The organism is Paraburkholderia graminis, from assembly GCF_003330785.1.
In the GTDB taxonomy this organism is placed as follows: domain Bacteria; phylum Pseudomonadota; class Gammaproteobacteria; order Burkholderiales; family Burkholderiaceae; genus Paraburkholderia; species Paraburkholderia graminis.
In genome coordinates this window covers 2,796,223-2,820,113 of record NZ_CP024934.1, presented here as the reverse complement: position 1 = coordinate 2,820,113, position 23,891 = coordinate 2,796,223, and the positions used below count along the sequence as shown (strand labels likewise).

The 23,891-nt window shown below is 65.9% G+C and carries 20 protein-coding genes; 6 read left to right on the top strand and 14 right to left on the bottom strand.

Features of this window, described 5'->3' with window-relative positions; translation table 11 throughout:
* Positions 1-126: 126 nt before the first annotated feature.
* Positions 127-2,019 carry a propionate--CoA ligase gene (locus CUJ91_RS12470; protein ID WP_114156303.1) on the top strand — a complete coding sequence of 631 codons (1,893 nt, stop codon included), beginning with the start codon at positions 127-129 and terminating at the stop codon, positions 2,017-2,019.
* A 33-nt stretch (positions 2,020-2,052) separates the two neighbouring features.
* Here the strand turns inward: CUJ91_RS12470 and CUJ91_RS12465 are convergent, their stop codons facing one another.
* The 3 genes from CUJ91_RS12465 to CUJ91_RS12455 form a co-directional block, all read right to left on the bottom strand.
* Positions 2,053-2,856, bottom strand: coding sequence for a 5'-methylthioadenosine/adenosylhomocysteine nucleosidase (locus CUJ91_RS12465; protein ID WP_114156725.1), 804 nt, complete (start codon positions 2,854-2,856; stop codon positions 2,053-2,055).
* Positions 2,857-2,900: 44 nt separating this feature from the next.
* On the bottom strand, positions 2,901-5,264 hold the full coding sequence (locus CUJ91_RS12460) for a UvrD-helicase domain-containing protein (RefSeq protein ID WP_114156302.1): 2,364 nt from the start codon (positions 5,262-5,264) through the stop codon (positions 2,901-2,903).
* 224 nt (positions 5,265-5,488) lie between these two features.
* Positions 5,489-6,784, bottom strand: coding sequence for an MFS transporter (locus tag CUJ91_RS12455; RefSeq protein WP_114156301.1), 1,296 nt, complete (start codon positions 6,782-6,784; stop codon positions 5,489-5,491).
* A 420-nt stretch (positions 6,785-7,204) separates the two neighbouring features.
* Between CUJ91_RS12455 and CUJ91_RS12450 the strand changes: the two genes are divergently transcribed.
* Entirely contained in the window at positions 7,205-8,881 is a 1,677-nt protein-coding gene (locus CUJ91_RS12450; RefSeq protein ID WP_114156300.1) for a methyl-accepting chemotaxis protein, read from the top strand.
* A 36-nt stretch (positions 8,882-8,917) separates the two neighbouring features.
* Here CUJ91_RS12450 and CUJ91_RS12445 read toward each other — a convergent pair whose 3' ends face one another.
* From CUJ91_RS12445 to CUJ91_RS12430, 4 genes are read right to left on the bottom strand one after another with little or no spacing between them, the layout of a single operon-like run.
* On the bottom strand, positions 8,918-9,778 hold the full coding sequence (locus CUJ91_RS12445; RefSeq protein WP_006052410.1) for an efflux RND transporter periplasmic adaptor subunit: 861 nt from the start codon (positions 9,776-9,778) through the stop codon (positions 8,918-8,920).
* A gap of 13 nt (positions 9,779-9,791) precedes the next feature.
* Positions 9,792-9,992 carry a DUF1656 domain-containing protein gene (locus CUJ91_RS12440; RefSeq protein ID WP_114156299.1) on the bottom strand — a complete coding sequence of 67 codons (201 nt, stop codon included), beginning with the start codon at positions 9,990-9,992 and terminating at the stop codon, positions 9,792-9,794.
* Positions 9,982-12,210 (bottom strand): FUSC family protein, encoded by a 2,229-nt coding sequence (locus CUJ91_RS12435; protein WP_114156298.1) that lies wholly within the window; start codon positions 12,208-12,210, stop codon positions 9,982-9,984. The genes CUJ91_RS12440 and CUJ91_RS12435 overlap by 11 nt, the downstream gene beginning before the upstream one ends.
* 11 nt (positions 12,211-12,221) lie before the next feature.
* Positions 12,222-13,835: an efflux transporter outer membrane subunit gene (locus CUJ91_RS12430; RefSeq protein ID WP_114156297.1), complete on the bottom strand. Its 1,614-nt coding sequence runs from the start codon at positions 13,833-13,835 to the stop codon at positions 12,222-12,224.
* A 167-nt stretch (positions 13,836-14,002) separates the two neighbouring features.
* Here CUJ91_RS12430 and CUJ91_RS12425 point away from each other — a divergent pair, with 167 nt between their 5' ends.
* Positions 14,003-14,941 carry a LysR family transcriptional regulator gene (locus tag CUJ91_RS12425; RefSeq protein WP_006052414.1) on the top strand — a complete coding sequence of 313 codons (939 nt, stop codon included), beginning with the start codon at positions 14,003-14,005 and terminating at the stop codon, positions 14,939-14,941.
* A 203-nt stretch (positions 14,942-15,144) separates the two neighbouring features.
* Complete coding sequence (locus tag CUJ91_RS34375) at positions 15,145-15,303, top strand: hypothetical protein (RefSeq protein ID WP_006052415.1); 159 nt, start codon at positions 15,145-15,147, stop codon at positions 15,301-15,303.
* A gap of 55 nt (positions 15,304-15,358) precedes the next feature.
* On the opposite strand, the gene CUJ91_RS12420 is transcribed toward CUJ91_RS34375, so the two are convergent.
* From CUJ91_RS12420 to wrbA, 4 genes are read right to left on the bottom strand one after another with little or no spacing between them, the layout of a single operon-like run.
* Positions 15,359-16,177 (bottom strand): metallophosphoesterase, encoded by an 819-nt coding sequence (locus CUJ91_RS12420; RefSeq protein WP_029967659.1) that lies wholly within the window; start codon positions 16,175-16,177, stop codon positions 15,359-15,361.
* A 59-nt stretch (positions 16,178-16,236) separates the two neighbouring features.
* Positions 16,237-17,655, bottom strand: a complete 1,419-nt coding sequence (locus tag CUJ91_RS12415; RefSeq protein ID WP_114156296.1) for an FAD-binding oxidoreductase — start codon at positions 17,653-17,655, stop codon at positions 16,237-16,239.
* Positions 17,656-17,713: 58 nt separating this feature from the next.
* Positions 17,714-18,187 carry a DUF2069 domain-containing protein gene (locus CUJ91_RS12410; protein WP_114156295.1) on the bottom strand — a complete coding sequence of 158 codons (474 nt, stop codon included), beginning with the start codon at positions 18,185-18,187 and terminating at the stop codon, positions 17,714-17,716.
* On the bottom strand, positions 18,184-18,786 hold the full coding sequence (gene wrbA / locus CUJ91_RS12405; protein WP_006052419.1) for an NAD(P)H:quinone oxidoreductase: 603 nt from the start codon (positions 18,784-18,786) through the stop codon (positions 18,184-18,186). Before wrbA ends, CUJ91_RS12410 begins: the two co-directional genes overlap by 4 nt.
* A 198-nt stretch (positions 18,787-18,984) precedes the next feature.
* On the opposite strand from wrbA, the gene CUJ91_RS12400 reads away from it, so the two are divergent.
* Positions 18,985-20,298 carry a YihY family inner membrane protein gene (locus CUJ91_RS12400; protein WP_081652996.1) on the top strand — a complete coding sequence of 438 codons (1,314 nt, stop codon included), beginning with the start codon at positions 18,985-18,987 and terminating at the stop codon, positions 20,296-20,298.
* Between the two features lie 50 nt (positions 20,299-20,348).
* Here CUJ91_RS12400 and CUJ91_RS12395 read toward each other — a convergent pair whose 3' ends face one another.
* The 3 genes from CUJ91_RS12395 to CUJ91_RS12380 form a co-directional block, all read right to left on the bottom strand.
* Complete coding sequence (locus tag CUJ91_RS12395; protein WP_025600584.1) at positions 20,349-20,669, bottom strand: Mpo1-like protein; 321 nt, start codon at positions 20,667-20,669, stop codon at positions 20,349-20,351.
* A gap of 262 nt (positions 20,670-20,931) precedes the next feature.
* Positions 20,932-21,765 (bottom strand): alpha/beta fold hydrolase, encoded by an 834-nt coding sequence (locus tag CUJ91_RS12385; protein ID WP_114156293.1) that lies wholly within the window; start codon positions 21,763-21,765, stop codon positions 20,932-20,934.
* Positions 21,762-23,159 (bottom strand): O-acetylhomoserine aminocarboxypropyltransferase, encoded by a 1,398-nt coding sequence (locus CUJ91_RS12380; RefSeq protein WP_114156292.1) that lies wholly within the window; start codon positions 23,157-23,159, stop codon positions 21,762-21,764. Before CUJ91_RS12380 ends, CUJ91_RS12385 begins: the two co-directional genes overlap by 4 nt.
* Positions 23,160-23,413: 254 nt before the next feature.
* Between CUJ91_RS12380 and CUJ91_RS12375 the strand changes: the two genes are divergently transcribed.
* Complete coding sequence (locus CUJ91_RS12375) at positions 23,414-23,872, top strand: CBS domain-containing protein (RefSeq protein ID WP_006052424.1); 459 nt, start codon at positions 23,414-23,416, stop codon at positions 23,870-23,872.
* Positions 23,873-23,891: the final 19 nt, after the last annotated feature.

The following is a 23,891-nucleotide window of genomic DNA, read 5'->3' as shown; positions in this document are numbered from 1 at the left end:
GGCGGCGCGTACTTTATGCTTCATTCACGCGCTTGCCGCCGCCGCTGTCCGTTGCTCCCCGCTGGCGTGCGCCGCGGCGCGCCCGCGTCTTTAGGTTTTCTCACCGCACTCGAAGGATCGCCGCCGATGACCCGCTACCGCGACTTCCACCGCCGTTCGATCGACAATCCCGAGGCATTCTGGCGCGACGAGGCGCGGCGCATCCATTGGGAAACGCCGTTCGACACCGTGCTGGACCGCTCGAACCCGCCGTTTGCGCGCTGGTTTGTCGGCGGACGCACGAACCTGTGCCATAACGCGGTGGACCGGCATCTCGTGGAGCGCGCGCAGCAAAACGCGCTCGTGTATGTGTCGACGGAAACCGGCATCGAGCGCCGCTATACGTACGCCGAGCTGTACGCGGAAATCAACCGCATGGCCGCGGTCATGCGCTCGCTCGGCGTGAAGCGCGGCGACGTGGTGCTGCTCTATCTGCCGATGATCCCCGAGGCGCTGTTCGCGATGCTCGCCTGCGCGCGGCTCGGCGCGATTCACTCGGTCGTGTTCGGCGGCTTCGCGGCGCCGAATCTGGCGGCACGCATCGACGACGCAAAGCCGGTGCTGATCGTGACCGCCGACGCTGGCGCGCGCGGCGGCAGGGTGATCGACTACACGCCGCTCGTCGACGAGGCGCTCGCCCGGGCGAGCCACAAGACGCCGCGCGTGCTGCTGATCGACCGGCAACTCGCGCCGGAGCGCCTGAACGCGAACTATCTGGTCGACTACGAACCGCTGCGTGAAAAGTTCTTCGACGCGCACGTGCCCTGCGAATGGCTCGAATCGAACGAGCCGTCTTATGTGCTGTACACCTCGGGCACGACCGGCAAGCCGAAGGGCGTGCAGCGCGACGTGGGCGGCTACGCGGTGGCGCTGGCGGCGTCGATGGAACACATCTTCGAAGGCAAGGCCGGCGACACGATGTTCACCGCGTCGGACGTCGGCTGGGTGGTGGGCCACAGCTATATCGTCTACGCGCCGTTGCTCGCGGGATTGACGACCGTGATGTACGAAGGCACGCCGATTCGCCCGGACGGCGGCATCTGGTGGCGCCTCGTCGAGCAGCACAAGATCAACCTCATGTTCACCGCGCCGACCGCGCTGCGCGTGCTGAAAAAGCAGGACCCGGCGCTGCTGAAACAGGCCGATCTGTCGAGCCTGCGCACGCTGTTTCTGGCCGGCGAGCCGCTCGACGAACCGACCGCCTCGTGGATCGCGGGCGCGCTCGGCAAGCCGGTGATCGACAACTATTGGCAAACCGAAACCGGCTGGCCGATGCTCGCGATTCCGCGCGGCGTCGAGGCGCTGCCGACCAAGCTCGGCTCACCGGGCGTGCCGTCGGCCGGCTTCAGTCTGACCTTGCGCAACGAGCTGACGGGCGAACCGTGCCCGCCCGGCGAGAAAGGCGTGTTGACGCTCGACTATCCGCTGCCGCCGGGCTGCATGTCGACGGTATGGGGCGACGACAAGCGCTTTGTCAGCACGTACTGGTCGAGCGTGCCGAACCAGCAGGTGTATTCGACCTTCGACTGGGGCATTCAGGACGAAGACGGCTACGTGACGATCCTCGGCCGCACGGACGATGTGATCAACGTCGCGGGCCACCGGCTCGGTACGCGCGAAATCGAGGAAGCGCTGTCGAGCCATCCGGCCGTCGCGGAAGTTGCCGTGGTCGGCGTGACGGACGCGGTGAAGGGGCAGGCGGCGATGGCCTTCGTGGTGTTGCGCGACGCGCAGGCTTACGCCGACGCGGGCACGCGCACGAAGCTGGAAGCCGAACTGACGACGACGGTGGACCGGCAACTCGGCGCGATCGCAAGGCCGTCGCGCGTGGTGATCGTGTCGATGCTGCCCAAGACGCGCTCCGGCAAGCTGCTGCGCCGGGCCATCGCGGCGCTCGCGGAGGGACGCGAGCCGGGCGAGCTGCCGACCATCGAAGATCCGGCGGCGCTGCAACAGGTGCGTGAGGGGTTGAAAGGCTAGGAGTTTGTGGCCGAGCGGGTGGGGTTGCCCCAATCACGCCTCGCCGCGCGCCTTCAGAAAGCGCGTCAGGATCGCATTCGAATACGTGCCGGCGATCTCCGTGAGAAACGAGACGAACGATGCCGGCGCGTGGTCGTCGGCGGTATCGGAGATGGTCCGCACGACCGCGCACGGCACGCCGTACTCGTGACAGACCTGCGCGATCGCCGCGCCTTCCATCTCGACGGCGAGCGCGTCAGGCAACGCGTCGCGCAACGCGCGTACGCCCGCCGCGCTGGCGACGAACTGATCGCCGCTGACAATCAGCCCTCGATGCACGCGCGCCTCGCGCGTGCCGAAACGCGCGGCCGACGCCGCGCCTTCGTCCGCAATGAAACGCTCACAGGCTTGCGCGAGTTGCGCGGCGAGCGCCGCGTCCGCTGCGAAGCGCGACATGCCGAGGAGCGGCACCTCGAAGCGCGGAAAGAGCGGCGACGCATCGAGATCGTGCTGCAACAGCGCATTCGCCACGACGATGTCGCCGACCCGCACCTGTTCGCCGACACCGCCGGCGACGCCGGTGAAGACGACGGCCTCGACATCGAATGCATGAATCAGCGCGCTGACCGTGGCCGCCGCCGCGACTTTGCCGACGCGCGCCAGCGTCACGACGCACGGCACGCCGTGCACGGTGCCGACGTGATAATCGCGCCGGCCGTGGATCACGGTACGCACGCCGGATTCCGCGCGCATCCCCTCGATCAGGTCGCCGAGTTCCTGCGGCAAGGCCGCGAGCACGCCGAGCGGGCGCCGCGCAAGGTGCGTAACCTGTGCATTAGCCCCTTGCGGATCGTCCAGCGGACCGCCAGCCTGCGCCGTGCGCTCGCCGCCGTCGACGCCGCTCACTCAACCGCCTGCAATTTGGCGACCGCCAGCGCGAGCCATTTCTCGCCGTGGCGCTTGAATTTGACCTGCGCCTTCGCGTCGGTGCCGCCGCCTTCGAGCGCGGTGATCGTGCCTTCGCCGAACTTCGTGTGGAACACCTGCTGGCCGACGCGAAAACCGGCTTCCGCCGCGCGCTGTTCATTGGCGAAAGCGGGCAAGGGCGCTGCCGCCGTCGATGCGCCGCCGCCATAGCCCTGCTGACGGTCGGGCCGCGCGAACCAGTCGCGCCCATAGCCCGCGTTGTCGGAGCGGCCGCCCCAGCGCGCGCCCGCCTCGACCTTCGGCGTGAGCCACTTGAGCGTTTCCTGCGGCAATTCGTCGAAGAAACGCGAGCGGATGTTGTAGCGCGTCTGGCCGTGCAGCATCCGGCTTTGCGCAAACGACAGATACAGGCGCTCTTTCGCGCGCGTGATCGCGACGTACATCAGGCGGCGCTCTTCTTCGAGACCGTCCGACTCCATCGCGCTGTTCTCATGCGGGAACAGCCCCTCTTCGAGTCCGGTGATGAACACGGCGGTAAATTCCAGACCCTTCGCCGCGTGCACGGTCATTAGTTGCACGGCTTCCTGGCCGGCCTGCGCCTGGTTGTCGCCGGCTTCGAGCGACGCATGCGACAGAAAGCCCGCGAGCGGCGTCATCGTGTCGGGGTTTTGCGCGGGGTCGGCAATGCCGGGCGCGTCGAGCACGACGACGTTGGGGTCGTCGGTGGCGACGGCCAGTTCCGGCGCGGCCGTCGCGCCTGGGCGCAGCGGAATGGAGCGCGCCGGCGTGTTCATGCCGTAGCCCTCTTCGCTGACGAACGCCGCGGCGGCGTTGACCAGTTCCTGCAAGTTCTCCAGCCGGTCCTGGCCTTCGCGCTCGTTCTGGTAAAAGTCGGCGAGGCCGCTTGCGCGCACCACGTATTCGACGGTGTCCGGCAAGCTCATCTGCTGCGTTTCCGCGCGCATCTTGCCGATCAGGTTCGCGAACGCCGCGAGGCTCGAGCCCGCCTTGCCGGCGACATACGGAATCGCCGCGGCCATCGAGCAGTTATAGAGCCGCGCGGCGTCCGCTAGTTGTTCGATCGAGCGCGCGCCGATGCCGCGCGTCGGAAAATTGACGACGCGCGCGAACGCGGTGTCGTCATTCGGATTGTCGATCAGGCGCAGATAGGCGAGCGCGTGCTTGACTTCCTGGCGCTCGAAAAAGCGCAAACCGCCATACACGCGATACGCGATGCCCGCATTCACCAGCGTGTGCTCGATCGTGCGCGACTGCGCGTTGCTGCGATAAAGCACCGCGACTTCGCTGCGCGACGTGCCCGTGTTGATGAGCGCCTTGATTTCCTCGACGATCCAGCCGGCTTCCTGCGTGTCGGTCGCGGCCTCGTAGACGCGCACCGGCTCGCCGTGACCGGCGTCGGTGCGGAGATTCTTGCCGAGGCGCCGCGAATTATTCGCGATCAACTGGTTGGCCGCGTCGAGAATATGGCCGTGCGAGCGGTAATTCTGTTCGAGCTTGATCAGATGCCGGACGTTGAACTCCTGTTCGAAGTCGCGCATGTTGCCGACGTTCGCACCGCGGAAAGCGTAGATCGACTGGTCGTCGTCGCCGACCGCGAAGATCGAATTCGTCTGGCCCGCGAGCAGCTTCAGCCACGCGTATTGCAGCTTGTTGGTGTCCTGAAACTCGTCGACGAGAATGTGTCTGAAGCGCGCCTGATAGTGCGCGCGCAGCGGCGCGTTGTGCGCCAGCAGTTCGTAGCAGCGCAGCAGTAGCTCCGGAAAATCGACGACGCCTTCGCGCTGGCACTGCTGGTCGTAGGCTTCGTAGAGCTCGACGAATTTGCGGTTGAAGTTGTCGGTGGCGTCGACGTCTTTCGGGCGCAGCCCTTGTTCCTTCGCGTTGTTGATGAAGTACTGGAGATTCTTCGCCGGGTACTTTTCATCGTCGATGTTGAGGCCCTTCATCAGGCGCTTGATCGCGGACAGTTGGTCCGCGGTATCGAGAATCTGGAACGTGGCCGGCAGCGCGGCGTCGCGATGATGCGCGCGCAGCATGCGGTTGCACAGGCCGTGAAAGGTGCCGATCCACATGCCGCGCGTGTCGATGGGTAACAGCGCCGACAGACGCGACATCATTTCGCGCGCGGCCTTGTTCGTGAACGTCACGGCAAGGATGGTCGCCGGCGACGCGAGGCCGTGCTGGATGAGCCACGCAATGCGCGTGATGAGCACGCGCGTTTTGCCGCTGCCTGCGCCGGCGAGAATCAGCGCGGGCTCGTTCGGGAGCGTGACGGCGGCGTGTTGTTCGGGGTTGAGATTGGCTAGCAGATCGGGCATTTTTTCGGAGGGACGGCGGGGTGTTCGTCATTATATGCCCCGACGCTCGCTTGCTTTTTTTGCCTCGTGAGCACCGTTTGGCGCGTTGGGTTTTACGTTGCCGGAGCCGACGCGCGGCCAGCATGCTTCCCGGTCGACAACGGGCAAGCGCCTCGTCCGGCCCGCCGCGGCAAAAAAGAAAAGGCGCCGCAGCGCCTTTTCGTCACAAGTCCGACCGAAAGCCCTCACGCCTTCGCGCGCTTGCCTTCCACATGCGGCAGGAACACCGTCAGCACGCCGAGCAACGGCAGGAACGAGCAGACTTTGTACACATACGTGATGCTCGTCGCGTCGGCGAGTTCGCCGAGTACCGCGGCGCCGATGCCGCCGAGGCCAAACGCGAAGCCGAAGAAGAGGCCCGCCACCATGCCCACCTTGCCCGGAATCAGTTCCTGCGCATAGACGAGGATCGCCGAGAACGCCGAGGCCAGCACCACGCCGATGATCACCGTCAGCACGCCCGTCCAGAACAGGTTCGCATACGGCAGCAGCAGCGTGAACGGCGCGACGCCGAGAATCGACACCCAGATCACATATTTGCGGCCGATCCTGTCGCCGATCGGACCGCCGATCACGGTCCCCGCGGCCACGGCCGCGAGGAACACGAACAGATGAATCTGCGCGGCCTGCACCGGCAGATGGAACCGGTCGATCAGATAGAACGTGAAATAGCTGTTGATGCTCGCGAGGTAGAAGTACTTCGAGAACACCAGCAGGATCAGCACGCTCATCGCGAACATGACCTGGTTGCGCGAGAGCGTTGCGTGAGCGGTCTGGCTGCGCGCCTTTTTCACGGATGGATGCTGCTTGTACCAGCGGCCGATCTGCGTCAGCACGACCATTGCGACGAGCGCCGCCACCGAAAACCATGCGATGCTGCGCTGTCCGTGCGGAATCACGATCAGCGCGGCCAGCAGCGGCCCGAGCGACGATCCCGCGTTGCCGCCCACCTGGAACAGCGACTGCGCGAGCCCGTGACGGCCGCCCGAGGCCATCCGCGCGACCCGCGACGATTCGGGATGAAACACCGACGACCCGCAGCCGACCAGCGCCGCGGCCACCAGCAGCACGCCGAAACTCGTCGCCATCGACATCAGCAGCAGGCCGGCGAGCGTGAAGCCCATGCCGACGGGCAGCGAGTACGGCTTCGGATGTTTGTCCGTATAGATGCCGACGAGCGGCTGAAGCAGCGACGCGGTGATCTGATAAGTCAGCGTGATCAGGCCGATCTGTCCGAACGACAGCGAGAAGTTGTCCTTCAGCATCGGGTAGATGGCGAGGATCAACGACTGGATCATGTCGTTGAGCAGATGCGAGAAGCTGATCGCGCCGAGCACGGAATAGACCGTGCGCTGAACCTTGGCGGCCGGCTGCGCGGCTGAAGATGCGGCAGCCGACGCGGCTGAGGCTGAGGCATTGGCGGCGCTGCCGGTTTGGGCTGACGCGACGGCAAGTGCGCGTTTATCGAGGCTGGTTTCCATACGCTTCAAAGAAAGGGAAAGGAAGGGGCAATCCGGCTGGCGGCGCGTCGCGATTCCTGGTCTGCGTCGTTGCGGCATAACGACGCGAATTCGCGCGTGCTCAGCTATTTGTCGCAGTTTAATGTGGCTCGACCGAAATGTAAGGACAAGTTTTGTCGCGAATCGGACACGGTCATGCGGGCCTCGCGCATCGCTGTAAATCAGAACGGGCGGATTTTTGGCCGTGTATAAAACTGGCGCGGCGCGCGCCCACGAAGCGGCGCGTCGAGGACCGGGCGAATCACGGTCGGCATCGGGCAAACCGCGCTAAAGATCGCGGCCGCTGATGCCGTAGACCCGGAGAGAGAAAAAGCAATGCCGGAACAGACCTTTGCGGCAGGTTTAAACGTGGGGACGGGGAATATGAAAGCAGGTTCAGCAGTGTCAGCAGTTCCGCTGGGCAGCCGGAAGAGCGCGGGGTTCGTTCCGGACACGGAGGCGACCGGCCGGTCGCCGTCGCGGGGAAAGGGTGGCGGGTCGCGAGTCGTGCGGCTCAAGGGGCTGTCGGTCAAGGCGATGTTGCGCGCCGCGTTCGCGGTGCTGCTGGTCGGCACGCTGGCAATCGGCGTGTTTTCGCTCACGCAGATCAGCCGCCTGAACGCGTCCGCGCAATCCATCTACGATCAGGGCCACGTCGCGAGCCGCGCCGCCGAGGAAGCGCGCGGCCATATGCTGCGTGCAAGCCGCGCGCAAAAAATGCTGCTGACGGCGACCACCGCGAAAGAGCGCGACGAACTGGGCGCCGACATCGACAAGGGCTTGAACGGCCTCGCCGCCGAACTCGCCACGCTGCAGCAGTACGTCGACAAATCCGACGCGCAGGCCGTCGAGCATCAGAAGAAATTCGCCGCCGGCGTCGCGACGTGGAGCGCGCATTTGCGTGACTTCGTGACGCTCGTGAAAGCGCAGCCGCTCGACCTTTCGCAGATGAACTGGCAGGTCGGCACGCAGGACGTGTCGCTGCTCGTCGAAACCGGCAAGCTCGAAAAACTCGTCGATCAACTCGTGGCGGAACGCGGCACGGCCGCGAAGGCGACCATCGACGCGTCCGGCTTCATTTATCACTCGTCGTTCGTGATGCTCGCGGTGATGACGGTCGGGCTGATCGTGCTCGCCGCGTTCGTCAGCGAGTGGGTGGTGCGCCGCCTCGCCCGCCAGTTGGGCGGCGAACCGGCCTACGCGAAAGAGATCGCGAGCCGGATCGCGGCGGGCGATCTGTCGAACCAGATCAAGCTCGGACGTAAGGACAAGTCGAGCGTGCTGTACGCGCTCTCCGACATGCAAAGCGGGCTCGCGACCACGGTATCGGATATTGCGTCGAGCGCGGACGCGATTGCGACCGCCTCGGGCGAAATTTCGATGGGCAACCTCGATCTGTCGCAACGCACCGAGCAGCAGGCGATGGCGCTCGAGCGCACGGCGAGCAGCATGGAGCAGTTGACGTCGACGGTTCGCCAGAACGCCGACAACGCGAAGCAGGCGAGCACGCTCGCCAATAACGCGTCGGAGATCGCGGAGAAGGGCGGTGAAGTGGTGAGCCGCGTCGTCGCGACGATGAACGAGATCAACGACAGCGCGCGCAGCATCGGCGACATCATCGGCGTGATCGAGGGCATCGCGTTTCAGACCAATATTCTCGCGCTGAACGCGGCCGTCGAGGCGGCGCGCGCGGGCGAGGAAGGGCGCGGCTTTTCGGTGGTCGCCGCCGAGGTGCGCAACCTCGCGCAGCGCAGCGCCGCCGCCGCGAAGGAGATCAAAGGCTTGATCAGCACGTCGGTCGAGCGTGTCAGCAACGGCTCGACGCTCGCGCAGGACGCCGGCCAGACGATGGACGAAGTGGTCAAGGCCGTGAAGCGCGTCACCGACATCATGGGCGAGATCTCGGCGGCTTCGTCGGAGCAGAGCGCCGGCATTGAGGAAATCAACCTCGCCGTCGCGCAAATGGACTCGGGCACGCAGCAGAACGCGGCGCTGGTCGAGCAGGCGACCGCGGCGGCCCGCTCGCTCGACGATCAGGCGCACGGCCTCAAGCAGATGGTCGGCAAGTTCCGCTTGTAGAGCTTGTATAGCTTGCAGAGCTTGTAGCGGCGCCGCTCAGCTCTGCTTGACGACCACCGTGCAGGTAATGCCCGCCGCCAGCACGACACCGTCGGGCACCGAGTCGATCTTCACCCGCACCGGCACGCGCTGCGCGAGCCGCACCCAGTTGAAGGTCGGGTTGACGTCGGCGAGCAGTTCGCGGCTTTGCGGATTGTCGCGGTCGTAAATGCCGCGCGAGATGCTCTCGACGTGGCCTTGCAGCGTGCCGCCGCTCATCAGCCGGACTTCGGCCTTGTCGCCGATATGCAGGTGCGGCAGCTTGGTTTCCTCGAAGTAGCCATAGACCCAGAACGAGTGGCTGTCGACGATCGCGAGCTTCGCCGCGCCGGCCGTCGCGTAGTCGCCGCGAAACACGTTCAGGTTCGTCACGTAGCCGTCGACGGGCGACACGACGCGCGTGCGGGCGAGATTGAGCTTCGCGGCGTCGAGCGCGGCGAGTGCCTGCTGATAGGCGGCCTCGGCGGCCGATGCCGTATGCGCCGCATTTTCCTGGCTCTCCTTCGACACCACGAGCGAATCCATATCCGCGCGACGCCGCGCGTCGTCGCGCTTCATCTGCAATTCGGCCTTGCGCGCGGCCACCGCGGCCTGCGCCTGCTCGACGGCGATCTCGTAGTGCGACGGGTCGATCTGCATCAGCAAATCGCCTTTCCTCACCAGTTGATTGTCCTTGACCGGCAACTCGACGACGGCGCCCGACACGTCCGGCGCGACATTGACGATCTCGGCGCGCACGCGTCCGTCGCGCGTCCACGGTTCGTCCATGTAATGAACCCACAGCACGCGCCCCAGCAGGATCGCGACGATAAAAACAATGGCTGTCGCGACGAAGCCAACAAGATTTCGGATGGTCATGTTTCGACTCGGATCAACGATAAACGGCAAGGCCGAGCACGCCGCATACGCAGACGAGCAGGCTGGCCCGGAACAGGGACGGATGCCACACCACGCGATAAACGCCCGTATAGGCGATCACGCGATCCAGCACCCAGGTAAGCGCCGCGCCCGCGACGAACAGCAGCACGATCGTGGGCACATAGGCGTCGAAAACGGCAATGTCACGCGGCATGTGAGACTCCTTTGGGTGCGTCTTCCGGCGCGTGTGCTCGCGCGCCCGTCCACGGTTCGAGCGGCGACTGCGGATCGAGCAGCGCGGTACGAATGAAATGCAACTGGCTCAGAATGCGTTGCAGCCGATGGCGCTCGTCGCGCGGCGGGGCGAACGCCAACGCCGTAAGTAACGCCTGCATGGCGTCGATGGCTTCGCTGGTCGCTTTTAGCGCGCGTTCGAAGCGATCGCTGCGCGGCCGTTCGAAGAGGGCGGTCAGCGCGTCGCACATCGCGCGCAGTGCAATGCGCCACGGCGTCGCTTTCGCGTAGCGCGCATCGGCCGGCAGCGCGGCCACTTCGCGGCGCAGATCGATCACCGCGTTGCCGATTTCGAGCACCGAGAACAGCCAGCGCAACGTGTCGCGCCGCGCCGCCGGATCGTTCTGCGCGAGCGCGTTGATCTGAAACATCAGGTCGCGCGCGCCGCTCTCGAAGTGCGAGCGCACGCGGCTCAGGTGCGCGCGGCTCGCGAGCACGACCTGGCGGCGCAGATCGGCGAGCAGCCGGTTGCGCAGCCACGGCGTGGACGGCGGCAGCAACACGGCGAACGCCACCGACGACACCAGCATCGACAGCACGAGCGCCATCGCGTCGTTGATAAAGCTCGTCGGGTCGTAATGCATCACGTTGTCCGGGCCGGCGAGAAAGCAGAAGAAGATGCAATAGCCGACGCCGTAGCCGGCGAGCGCGGGCCGCGTCGTCATGAATACGCCGAGCAGCAGGAACGGCGCGAGCGCCGCGCACAGCAGCGGGAAGCCGTCGATGCGCGGAAACACGCCGTACACCGCGAGCATGCCCATCACCGAGGCCGCGAGCGTCCCGCCGGCCATCTGGAACACGGTGCGTTTCGGGTCCGGCGACGACGACGCGAGCGCGCACACGGCCGCCGCGTTGAGCGTGAGCGTCGAGCCGCTCGGCCATGCGGTGGCGATCCAGAAGGCGCCGAGCGCCATCATCACGAGCGCCGCGCGCAGGCCGGCGACGCCCGCCGCGATTGCGTTCGTCTTCGGCTCGTAGCGCTCGACCCAGCGCTCGCGCGCGTGGGTGTCGACGGCCAGCGACGCGTACGTGGCCGCGTACGCATGCAGGTCGTCGATGAAGCGGTACAGCAGTTCGGCGCCCGTGTCGAAGTCGAGCAGCGGCGCGTCGGGATGCGTTTCGAGCGCGGCGCGCGTCGCGCGCACGCGGCGCGGCAACTCGGCCTTGTACGCTTCGAGTTGCGCGGCGGCATGCGCGGCGTCGGCGGCGCTTCGCACCGGCTCGCCGGACTTCGCGAACAAGGGCGCGATCTCCTTGAAGTACGGCTCCAGCGCGTCGATGGCGATCACGGCGCCATGCGTGCCGGCGTTGCGCAGCCGGTTCATCAACTGATGCAGCGCGTGAAAGCGCGTCGACGCGGTCATGAACTCGCTGTTCAGGCGCGCGAGACGGCCGGCGCGCATCCGCGAATCCGGGCCTTCGAACACGGCGACGCTGCGCGCCGCCTCGAAGCCGACGATGTCCGCGACGAAGCGCGCATTGGTCGCCTCGATCTGCGCGCGGTCGATGCGCCCGGCCAGCGACGCCGACACATAGTCGACGAACGAGGAGAACCGCGCCCGCACCGCGCCGCGCATCTGCAAGCCGGCGAATTGCGGGAACACGAGGCCGCTGACCGCGCCCGCGCAGACGATGCCGAGCACGACTTCCGCGACGCGCGTGAGCGCGGCGAGAAACGCGCCGTCCGGATGCTGCGAGGCGGGGATGCCGATCAGCGCGGCCGTGTAGCCGGCGAGCACGAATCCGTACGACCGGAAATTGCGGTTGCGCGCGGCGCCGGCGGTGCAGATGCCGACCCAGATCGCGGTCGTCGCGATAAAGAGCTCCGGCTGCTGTGCGAAAAGTCCGATCAGCGCGAGCATCACGACGAGGCCGACGAGCGTGCCGCAGATCCGGTAGAAGCTCTTCGCGAACACCATCCCGCTTTGCGGCTGCATCACGATGAAGACGGTGGTCATCGCGGTGCGCGGCTGCGGCAGGTCGAGCTTCATCGCGATGCCGAGCGCGAGGAAGCACGCGGCCAGCGCCTTGAAGAGATAGATCCACGTGAGGCCGTCGGTGCGGGCCCAGTCGGCGGCGGCGCGCGACCAGGCAGCGAGTGACGGCGCGCGCGAGGCGGAAGCGGGGGAGGTTGACATGGCGGGCTTCCTTAGTCGGCTGCGGCGTGGGGCGCGGGGCTTGTTGCTGGGCGCGGTCCCGGGCCTGCCGCCTCGGGCGCAGCGGTTCCGTTCGAGGCGGCAGCGGAGTTGCCGACACTGCCCTCGGCGCCGCCCTTGCCCTTGCCATGCCCCGCCAGCGTTTCGTTCGCCGCCGGCCCGTTCGCCGGCTCGTCGAGGCCGCCGCCCAGCGCGGTAACCAGCGACGCATGCGCGCCGAGCCGCTCCGCGTGGACTTTTGCGACGCCTTCCTGCGCGCGCAGCAACTGGTTTTGCGCCGTCAGCACGTTCAGATAGTCGGTGAGACCGCGCCGATAACCTTCGCGCGCCAGTTCGTAGTTCTTGCGCGCGGCGGCCACCGAGCGCTCGGCGTCCTGCGCCTGCGTCGTCAGCGAGCGGATGCGGATCACCTGATCGGAGACGTCTTTGAGCGCGCCGACGATCGACTGGTTGTAGTTCTCCACCGCCTCGTCGTAACCGGCGGAAGCCGCGCCCAGTTCCGAGCGCAGCCGGCCGCCGTCGAAGATCGGCAGCGACAGCGCCGGACCGGCGCTCCAGCTATGCGACGGATTCTTCAGGAACTGGAAGAGCGGCCCCATCGCCGCATAGCCGCCGATCGACGCGAGCAGATCGATGTCCGGATAAAACCCGGCCTTCGCGACGTCGATGCCGCGCGCCTGCGCCGCCACCGTCCAGCGCGCGGCGACGATGTCCGGCCGATGGCCGATCAGTTCCGCGGGCAGCGCACTCGGCAAGCCCGCGGGCGCGGCAAGCGAGAGCTTCGGCCGCTGGATCGAGTCGCCCGCGCCGGGGCCTTTGCCTGCGAGCGCCGCCAGTTGATTGCGGCCGAGCGCGATCCTTTCCTCGAGCGCATCGATTTGCCGCTCGTATTCCGGCAGCGGCGTTTGCGCCTGGCTCGCTTCGAGCTGCGTGCCGATGCCGCCCTTCAGACGCCGGTTCGCCAGGTCGGCGATTTGCTGCTGTTGCTGCAAGGTGGCGCGGGCGATGTCGAGCAGCGCGTAATCGAGCGACATGCCGATGTACGTGCGCACCACGTTGGCTTGCAGTTCGAGTTGCGCGGCGCGGGCATCGGCGGCGCGCGCGTGGGCGGCGTCGAGGGCGCGCTCGGCGGCGTTGCGGTCCTTGCCCCACAGATCGAGGTGATAGGAGAGCGCGAGCGTGCCGGTGTTGTTCCACGATTGCTCGCCGGCGAGCGGACCCGGACCGTAGTACAGGTTGTCGGCCCACTTCTGGCGCTTGATCGACAGATCGCCGTTCACCTGGGGAGCCAGCGCCGAACGGGCGACGCCCGCCATCGACATCGCTTCGCGCACGCGCGCCTGCGCCGCGGCGAGGCTCGGATTGTTCGCCTGCGCGGCCTCGATCCACGCGTCCAGTTGCGGATCGCCATAGACGCGCCACCAGTCGGCGGCGGGCCACTGGGCGTCGGCGTCGGCCGCGCGGATCGCGTTGCCCGCGTCGAGCGAGGCCGGGTCGGTACGGCTCGCCTGCGGGGCGATGCCTCCGGTACTTGCACAGCCGGCAATTGTTAATAGGATCGTAAGAGCCGCGGCTGCGGCGATCCTCGTGGCGACCGGAGACTGCACGATTTCCTCCAGAAATGACTATAGAAGCTACCGCGCAATTATATTTTTCGATCGATTGGGGAATAACCGGTAAAGATGCAAGGGATTTTTACGGGAATTGTGATAATCGCCTTTGCATTGCGTGTAACAATCGACGGGTTGGCTTGGATGCTGGATAAGGATCAGGTATGGATACGCTTCAAAACATGCGCGTATTTGTCCGCGTCGTCGAGGCGGGCAGTTTCACGGGTGCCGCGCAGCACCTCAATACGACGACCGCGTACGCGTCGCGCGCGGTGTCGGATCTGGAAGCGCATCTGCGCACGCGCCTGTTGAACCGCACCACGCGCCGTATCGCACTCACCGAGGCGGGCGAGCGCTATTTGCAGCGCTGCGAGCAGATTCTCGCGTATGTCGATCAGGCGGAAGCCGAGGCGAGCGACGCGCACGCGCGTCCGTCCGGCAAACTGAAGGTTCACGCGATGACGAGCTTCGGCCAGCACTACGTCGTGCCGGCCGTGGGCCGCTATCAGCAACGCTACCCGGAAGTGCATGTCGAGCTCACGCTCGCGCAGCGCATGCCCGATCTGCTCGACGAAGGTTTCGACGTGTCGCTGACGCTCGCCACGGGTCTGCCGGATTCGGGACTGGTGTCGCAGCGGCTGGGCAGCGCGTTCAGCATCGTGTGCGCGTCGCCGGCTTATCTGGAGAAGCACGGCGTGCCGCAAACGCCGTCCGATCTCGCGAGCCACGCCTGCCTGCAAATGGTCACGCCGGTGTTTCCGCCCGACAAATGGACCTTCGACGGCCCCAACGGCGAGGAAACCATCGCGCTCGGGCCGGCCACGTTTCAGGTGAACGTCGCGGAGGCGATGGCCGTCGCGGTGACGAGCGGCATGGGCATCGGCCTGATTCCGATTTACTCGGCGATCAGCGGCCTGCGCAAAGGCGACCTGGTGCGGCTCCTGCCCGACTACACCTCGCAGGAGATGAACCTGTACGCGTTGTATCCGTCGCGCCAGTATCTGGACGCGAAGATCCGCACGTGGATCGAGCATCTGCGCGACGAGCTGCCGGCGACGCTCGCGGTCGACGAAGCGGAGTTGCGGCAGTTCGCTCGGACCTGAGCCGGCGAGCGGTTTCGGCTCGTCCGGTTGGGTGACGGGCGGTTGAATCGGCGCGCTGTTACATCGGCGCCGCGCCGCAACATTTCCTTACTTCCGCGCGCGAATCGATTTGCTACCGTGTGGTTAATGCGCGGCGCGTCAAACCGGCGCGTTGTTGTCGCCGCCACGTTCGGCAATCGCAATCACCGAAGGACGAGGATTTCATGGATACGCATCTGATGATCGGCGTGGCCGTCATGTTTGGACTGATCGGCATTGCCGCATCTCGCGACCTGCTGCGCCGCCTGCGTCAGCAGCAGCCGCAACTTGCGCCGATCAGGATCGAGCGTCCCGAAGCCGGCAAGCAGCGGAGCGGGCGGTAGTCGTTTGGGCTTGCGGCGGGGCGCGTCTGCGGTTTGAGGCCGCAGCGCCGCCGCGCTAGATCTCGACGACCTTATCCCACGCGAACTGCGGATTTTCCCACTGCCTGCTGCGCCGCTCGAAATAGCCCCGCGGATTGCACACCACGCGCGTGCCGTTCACCGTGTAGTCGAACGACGTATGCGTGTGCCCATGAATCCATAGCGTGACGGGCGCCCGCACGAGTTCCGGCAAATGGTTGACGAAGCCCGCGGACACGCGGTCTTCCGCGTAACGCTCGGCGAGACTCAAACGATGCGGCGCGTGATGCGTGACCACGACCGTCTGCCCGGCAAACGGTTTCGCCAGTTCGTTCTCGAGCCAGGCGCGCGCCTGGCGATGCAGCGCGAGCGCGTCGCCGGGCGTGAAGTCGCGCGCGTCGTCCTCGGCGCGGTTTTCCAGCCCGTGCGGCCAGTTGATCTGAATCGGCCCGCGAAAGTCGAGCATCGCGCGCCGCGACGCCTCCATCGATTCTTCCAGCGCCGCGCTGTCCGCGCCGAACAGCGCAAAATCCGTCCATAACGTCGTGCCGAGCACGCGCCAGCGTCCCTGCGGATCGACGAGTGCGGCGTTGTTCAGCACGTACACGTTGTCGACCTGCGCAGCCGCGTCGTACAACGCGGTTTCGAGCGCGCCGAACTCGCCGTCGTAGTACTCGTGATTGCCCGGCACGTAGATCACCGGCGTCGCGCCGTCGAAGGTCTGCGCGGCCCAGCGCGGGCCCGCCGCGTGATTGTGAATGTCCCCGGCCAGCACGATCAGATCCGCTTCTGCGTGCGGAATCAGTTCAGGCTCGTCGTTCTCGAGATGCAGATCGGACAGCACGCGAATTTTCACGAAGAGGGCTCCTGCGAGTGGCTGGGTTGCATCCGGTTTCAACCGGTTGCTTCACGCTTTTAGCGTAGCACTTTGCCCGGGTTCATCAGGTTCAGCGGATCGAGCGCGTGTTTGACCGCGCGCATCATCTGGACCTCGACGTCCTGCTTGTAGTGCATCGCTTCATCAATTTTCAACTGCCCGAGCCCATGTTCCGCGCTGATGCTGCCGCGATGCCGATGCACGCTGTCGTACACGATACCGTTGATCGGGCTCTGGAATTGCGCGAGGAACGCCTTCGCGTCGACACCCTCCGGCGCCTGCACGTTGTAATGCAGATTGCCGTCGCCGAGATGGCCGAACGTCACCATGCGCGCGCCGGGCGCGGCCTGCGCGATCGCGGCATCGGTTTCCTCGATGAAATGGCCGATGCGCGAGATCGGCACCGCAATGTCGTGCTTGATGTTCAGACCTTCCTCGGCCTGCGCGAGCGGAATATGTTCGCGCAGGTTCCAGAACGCGCGCGATTGCGCGAGGCTTTCCGCGACCACCGCGTCCTGCACCACGCCGTCTTCGAGCGCCGTTTCCATCAGACGCTCGAACAGTGCGCGCGCGTGCTCCTCGCTTTCGCTGTCGGACAATTCGAGCAGCACGATTTGCGCGTGCGGTTCGGCAAACGGATAGCGCATCTGCTCGAAGTGCCGGCCGACTAGCCGCAGGCAGAAGTCCGACATCAGTTCGAAGCCCGTGAGCAACGGCCCGGCGATGCGTTGCGCGAGCGACAGAAAGTCGAGCGCCGCATGCGGCGACGCGAGCGCAGCGAGCGCCGTGACGCGCGCGGCCGGCTGCGGATGCAGCTTCAACACCGCAGCGGTGATGATGCCGAGCGTGCCTTCCGCGCCGATGAACAGATCGCGCAGATCGTAGCCGGTGTTGTCCTTGCGCAGCCCGCGCAGACCGTCCCACAGTTCGCCTTGCGGCGTGACGACTTCGAGGCCGAGACAGAGTTCGCGCGTGTTGCCGTAGCGCAGAACGCCGGTGCCGCCCGCGTTGGTCGCGAGATTGCCGCCGATCGTGCAACTGCCTTCGGCGGCAAGACTCAGCGGGAACAGACGGCCGGCTTCTTCCGCGCGTTCTTGCACTTCCGCGAGAATCACGCCGGCTTCGACGGTCATGGTGTTGTTGTGCGGGTCGATTTCGCGCACGCGGTTCAAGCGCCGCAAGCTGACGACCGCCTGCGCGCCGCTCGCATCGGGCGTGGCGCCGCCTGCAAGACCGGTGTTGCCGCCTTGCGGCACGAGCGGGACGCCATGTTCGACGGCGAGCTTCACGAGCGCCGCGACTTCGGCGGGCGTCGCCGGGGACAGCACCGCGCAGGCCGCGCCGGTGTAGCGGCGGCGCCAGTCGGTGAGGTAGGGCGCGGTGTCGTGCGCATCGGTCAGCACATGGGCGGCGCCGATGGCGTCGCGGCAGGCAGTGAGGAAAGCGGATTGGGTCATGTTGGTTGGGTGCGGGATTGGGCGGCGGATGCTGAGGCGCAAGTCGAGCGTATTACGTTCAGACGTCCGCGTTTTCCGGATGTTCGCGGGGCGGCTTCGCGGCGCCGTTCGATACCTTTTCCGCTGCCGTTTTTTCCGCCTCTCGTGCCGCATCTTTCGCCGCCGTTTTTGCCGCGCGTTTGAACGGCGCGACATACGCGAGCGTACAGACGAAAAAGAGCACGCTAAGCATCGCTTCCAGCCAGCCGAAGCCCGCGCTCAAGCCACGCTCGCTCCAGCCGCGCACGACGCCCTCGGTAAAGTAAAGCAGGATCAGCATCGACGCCCATTGCATCGTATAGACACGCCGCCGCCACACGCCCGGCAGCGCGAGCAGCAGAGGCACGGCCTTCATCACGAGCGCCGAACCGCCCGGGCGCAGCGGCGCGAGCCACGCTTCCCAGGCAATCGACAACGCGATCAGCGTGACGAGCGAAGCCGTCGCGCCGAGCGCGGCGTGCAGGTTTGGCGACGGCGGCAGCGTGCGATTCACGGTCTTTCGCTCATGGATGCCGCCGTGCGCGCGACACGTGCGCCGAGCGCGACGGCGAGCGTTTTCTCGTCGGCGGAAATGCCTTGTGCGGCGCTGCCCGCGCGCGCGAAATGCGACGCGCCGTAGGGCGTGCCGCCGCTTTGCGTTGTGCTCAATGCGCTCTCCGTGTACGGGATGCCGACGATCAGCATGCCGTGATGGAGCAGCGGCAGCATCATGGACAACAGCGTGGACTCCTGGCCGCCGTGCAGACTGCCGGTGGACGTGAACACGCAGGCCGGCTTGCCCGACAGCGCGCCCGACAGCCACTGCGGCGTGGTGCCGTCGAGAAAGTATTTCAGCGATGCGGCCATGTTGCCGAAACGCGTGGGCGAGCCGAGCGCGAGACCGGCGCATTCCTCGAGGTCGCGCAGTTCGGCGTACGGCGGTCCTTCGGCGGGAATGTCGGGCTGCGTCGCCTCGCAGACGGTGGAAACCGCCGGCACGGTGCGCACGCGCGCCTGCATGCCGGGGACGCTGTCGACGCCGTGCGCGATCGCCAGCGCAAGCTCGCGCGTGGCGCCGTGACGGCTGTAATAGAGCACGAGAATGTCTTTCATAAGCCTCATCAGTGAACGGGTATTATAGGGCTTGGGTCCGCTCTAGAGGCCGTTCCCAGCCATTCATAGCCATTCGGCCAGGGCTCGAGTAAGGCGCGTCGAGGGTGCTCTCAGAATGCTTTAAGAGTGCTTTGAGAGTTCGCTGAAGGTTCGGCCGGGTGGTCCTGAAACACAGTCAGACAAAGCAAGGAGGCAGGTTTGTTGTCCAGGGTGCGTTTCGACCTCGATACGCTCAAGCGGCTCGCGCAGTTCGCCGCGAAGCGCAGCAGCGAAGACCGCATTGCGCAGGTGGCCGGCAGCCTCACGTTCACCACGATGCTCGCGCTGGTGCCGCTCGCCACCGTCGCGTTCGCGCTCTTCACGGCGTTTCCGCTGTTCAGTTCGTTCCAGGAGTCGCTGCAGTTTTTCCTCGCCGACCACCTGATGCCCGCGCAACTGAACAGCCAGATCTTCAAGTATCTGAATCAGTTCGCGTCGAAGGCGAAGGGCTTGACGACCATCGGCATGGTGCTGCTGTTTCTCACGGGCGTCATGACCATGATGACGATCGAATCCGCGTTCAACGTGATCTGGCGCGTGCGCAAGGCGCGGCCTATCGCGCAGCGCATCCTCGTGTACTGGGCGATCATTACGCTGGGTCCGATTCTGATTGGCGTGAGCCTTTCGATCTCGTCGTATCTGTTCACGCAGTCCATGACGTTCAGCGCGGCCCAGCGCATGACGCCGGTGATCGAATTCGCGCTCGCGGGCGCCGCGTTGCCGCTGACGGCGCTCGCCTTCACGATTCTCTATGTCTATCTGCCGAACTGCCGTGTGGAGTGGCGCGATGCGGTGATCGGCGGCGTCACGGCGGCTATTGCGTTCGAACTCGCCAAGCGCGGCTTCGGCTATTACGTGCGTCGCATGCCGACCTATACCGCGGTGTACGGCGCATTCTCGGCGGTGCCGCTTTTCCTGCTGTGGATGTACCTCTGCTGGTTCATCACGCTGGCGGGCGCGATGATCGCGTCGGCGTTGCCGGCCATTCGCATCGGCCAGTTTCATCGACCGACTTTCGAGGGCAGCAATCTGTTCGATGCGCTGGAATTGCTCGCGCGGCTTTGCGAAGCGCGCGATGCCGGCAAGCGCGGCTACACGGTGACAGAGCTTTCGCGGATGCTTCGCCGCGATATGGACACGACGGTCAATCTGCTGCAAAAGCTCGAACAGATCGAATGGATCGCGCAGTTGCAGGAAGACGCGTCGCGCCCGCACTTCCTGCTGCTGGCCAATCCCGCGCAGATCACGGTGCAGCAGCTATACGACCTGTTCGTCATGGATCGCGCTGAGCTGGAGTATCAGCTTCAACTCGCGTCGACTCGTGTGGACGGCGCCACGCTGCTCGCGGCGCTCGAGAACGACAAACTGCGGGTGACGCTCGCGACGCTGCTCGCCGTGCGTGCCGCGGCGCGCGCGGCGGCCGCGGAAGAGAACGAGCGCGGCACGTCGTCGATGCCGCATCAGGCGGCCTAGCGCTCAGAATGCAGCGAGGCGGCGGTTCCAGCGCCGCCCGCTCGCTCGCGCTACAACGAAATCTTGCCGACGCAGATGTCCTTGAACATCACCCAGTCGCCCATCAGGCTGTAGAGCGGGTGGCGAAACGTTGCGGGCCGATTCTTCTCGAAGAAAAAATGGCCGACCCAGGCAAAGCCGTATCCGCAGACGACGGCCGCGGGCAGCCACAGCCAGTCGCCGGTGGCGAGCGCCATCGCGAGGCAGCCGATCACGCCGAGCGAGCCCACGAAATGCAGCCGCCGCGAGACCAGGTTGCGATGCTCGCTCAGGTAGTACGGGTAAAACTCCGCGAAGTTCGCGAAGTGATCGGTATGCGCGGTATGAGCCATAACGGCCTCCGGATGGCTACGCGTTGCGAATCATCGCCTGTTGTTGCGAACTGCGTTTTCTCGACGCGCCGACGGCGCGCGAAATGACAGGCTCGATTCATTGTCCGGCTATCGCGTGCCTGGCGCAACCTGGCCATTCGGACGATGGCGAAGGCGCTTCGGGGCGGTTATCGTGGGTGCGTGAATTGGCTGGCGAGCGGGCTGAGGAGCGAACCGACAAGCGAACCAACGACCAACTCGCGACGAAGCGCAGCACCGCGCGTTAATCCGCCGCGTGAACCGGTCTCGAAGCAAAACTGAACAGCGCGTCGAGCGTGGCGTCGGGCTGTTCGGTCATCAGCGCGTGTCCGGCTTCCAACGTGACGGTGTCAACGGGCGCGCCTGCCTGCGCGAGCGCATCGGCGAGTGCCTTGGCGGCGCGCGGCGGCGTCATCGCGTCGCGGCGGCCGACCACTAGGCGCGTCGCGCAGCGAACCTGCGCGGCACGCGCAAGGCCGTCCGCGTAGCTATTGCAGGCGGTGAAGTCGGTGTGAAAGAGATGCGTCTCGCCTTTTGCCGAAACGCGCTCCATCAGCCGCTGGTTCATACCGTGCAGCCAGAAGCCAGGACCGGGGCAGGACGGTTTGGCCGCGAGCGTCGAGTGCGACCATTCGTTGACCATGCCGATTGCGTCCGGCTCTCGATGTAGGGCGGCTTCGAGCAAGGTATCGGAGACCGCCATCGGCAACGCGGTGGCGAGGAGCGCGAGATGCGTGGTTCGCTGCGGGTAGCGGCCGGCGAAGTCGAGCGCGATCAGCGACCCCATGCTATGGCCGGCGACGAATGCGCGCGCGACACCTGCGGCGTCGAGCAACGCGGCGAGCCAGTCGGCCAGCGCGCCGATGGTGTGCAACGCGGGGCCGGCGCTGCGGCAGTGTCCGGGGAGATCGACGGCCAGCACGCTAAAGCCGTGGTGCGCGAAATAGCGCGTTTGCAGCGCCCACACGCTATGGTCGTGCTCGGCACCGTGGATGAAAACGGCAGTCGGCAGACTCCGGTCGAACGGTTTGCCGCCGGTGTAGGCATAGGCGGCCTTGCCTTGAACGGTCAGGATCATGGCGACTCCGGGCGCGGTTGCGAAGCGGTGTTGCCGTCTGTCTTCGGCGCGCCGTCCTGCGCGGGCTTCTGCGCCGGCTTCTGTGTCGGCTTCTGCGTCGGCTTCTGCGTCGATTTCTGCGCGGCTTTCAGGCCGCGCTTCAGATCGTCGATGAGGTCATCCGGGTCTTCGAGACCAATGGAGAGCCGGATCGTGCCTTCCGCGATGCCCGCCGCGGCGAGCGCGGCCGCGTCCATCCGGAAGTGCGTGGTGGAAGCAGGGTGAATCACCAGCGAGCGCGCGTCGCCGACGTTCGCGAGATGCGAGAACAGCGACAGCGCTTCGATGAAACGGCGGCCGGCCTCGCGGTCGCCTCGCAGATTGAAGCTGAACACGGCGCCCGGGCCGCGTGGCAGCAGGCGTTGCGCGAGCGCGTAATCGGCATGCGTCGGCAGTTCGGGATACGCGACGGCTTCGACCGCCGCATGGCCGGCGAGGAACTCGACCACGCGGCGCGTGTTGGCGACATGCCGTTCCATCCGCAGAGGCAGGGTTTCGATGCCTTGCAGAAGCTGCCAGGCGGCTTGCGGATGCAGGCATGCACCGAAGTCGCGCAAGCCCTCGCGGCGAGCGCGCAGCAGGAATGGCGCAACGGTGCTTTCCTCGCTGAACACCATGCCGTGGAAGCCGTCGTAGGGTTCGGTGAATTCGGGAAAGAGCCCGGAGGCGTCGAAGTCGAACGTGCCGCCGTCCACCAGCACGCCGCCGATGGTCGTGCCGTGGCCGCCCAGGAACTTGGTCGCCGAGTGATAGACGAAGTCCGCGCCGTGCTCGAACGGTTTCAGCAGATACGGCGTGGTGAAGGTGGAATCGACGAGAAGCGGCACGCGATGCTCGTGGGCGAGCTGCGCGACGGTGGCGATGTCGAGCACGTCGAGGCCCGGATTGCCGAGCGTCTCGCCGAACAGCAGGCGCGTGTTCGGGCGCAGCGCCGCGCGCCATCCGTCGATGTCGCCGGGTTTGACGAACGTCGTTTCAATGCCGAAGCGGCGCAACGTGTAGTGCAGCAGATTATGCGAGCCGCCGTACAGCGCGCTCGAAGCGACGATGTGCGAGCCCGCGCCCATCAGCGTGACGATCGCGAGGTGCAAGGCGGCCTGGCCGCTCGCCGTGCCGATCGCGCCCGCGCCGTTTTCGAGCGCCGCGACGCGCTCCTCGAATACGGCCACGGTCGGATTCGAGATGCGCGAGTAGACATGGCCGGCGCGCTCCATGTTGAAGAGCGCGGCGGCGTGGTCCGCATCGCGAAACGAGAACGAAGTGGTCTGATAGATCGGCGTGGCGCGCGCGCCGGTGGTGGGGTCGGGCGCGGCGCCGGCGTGCAGCGCAAGCGTGTCGAAACGGTTGGCGGACATGCTGGTCGGCGAGGCCACGGGCGGTCTCGCGAAAGGTCAAGGTGGCGGCCATCGTATCACCGGCGCAGGCTGCTTCAAGCGCGGTTTTCCCGATGCGCGAGTGTGTGCGTGCGGGTGTGCGTGCAGCCTTTGCCTGGCGGCGGAAGGCCGCCCCGCCTTGGTGGGGCGGCCGCTTTCCTTTTATGGGCCTTTCCGATAGGATCGAAAGTCATTGATGCATTACCATGCCTAGCGGGTATTTCGGGAGACAGATCATGCGAGTCAGCGACATTCTTAAAGTCAAAGGCAACACCCTTTTCACGGTCACGCCGGATGCCACGCTGCACGACGCAGTCAACACCATGGCCGAACACGACATCGGTTCGCTCGTCGTCATGGAGTACGGCGACCTGGTCGGCATGCTGACATTCCGCGAGATTATTCTGACGCTCAAGGAGAACGGCGGAAGCGTGGGCACGTCGACCATTCGTAAGGTTATGGACGATCATCCGCTTACCTGCACGCCCGAAACCGACGTCAACGAAGTGCGCCGCATGATGCTCGAGCATCACGTGCGTTATCTGCCGGTCATGGAAAGCCGCACGCTGATGGGTGTCATTTCGTTTTACGACGTCGCGAAGGCGGTGGTCGAAGAGCAGGGCTTCGAAAACCGCATGCTCAAGGCGTATATCCGCGACTGGCCGGAAGAGCAGGGGCAGCAGCCGGCGCGTTAAGGCGGCAGGACCCAATATT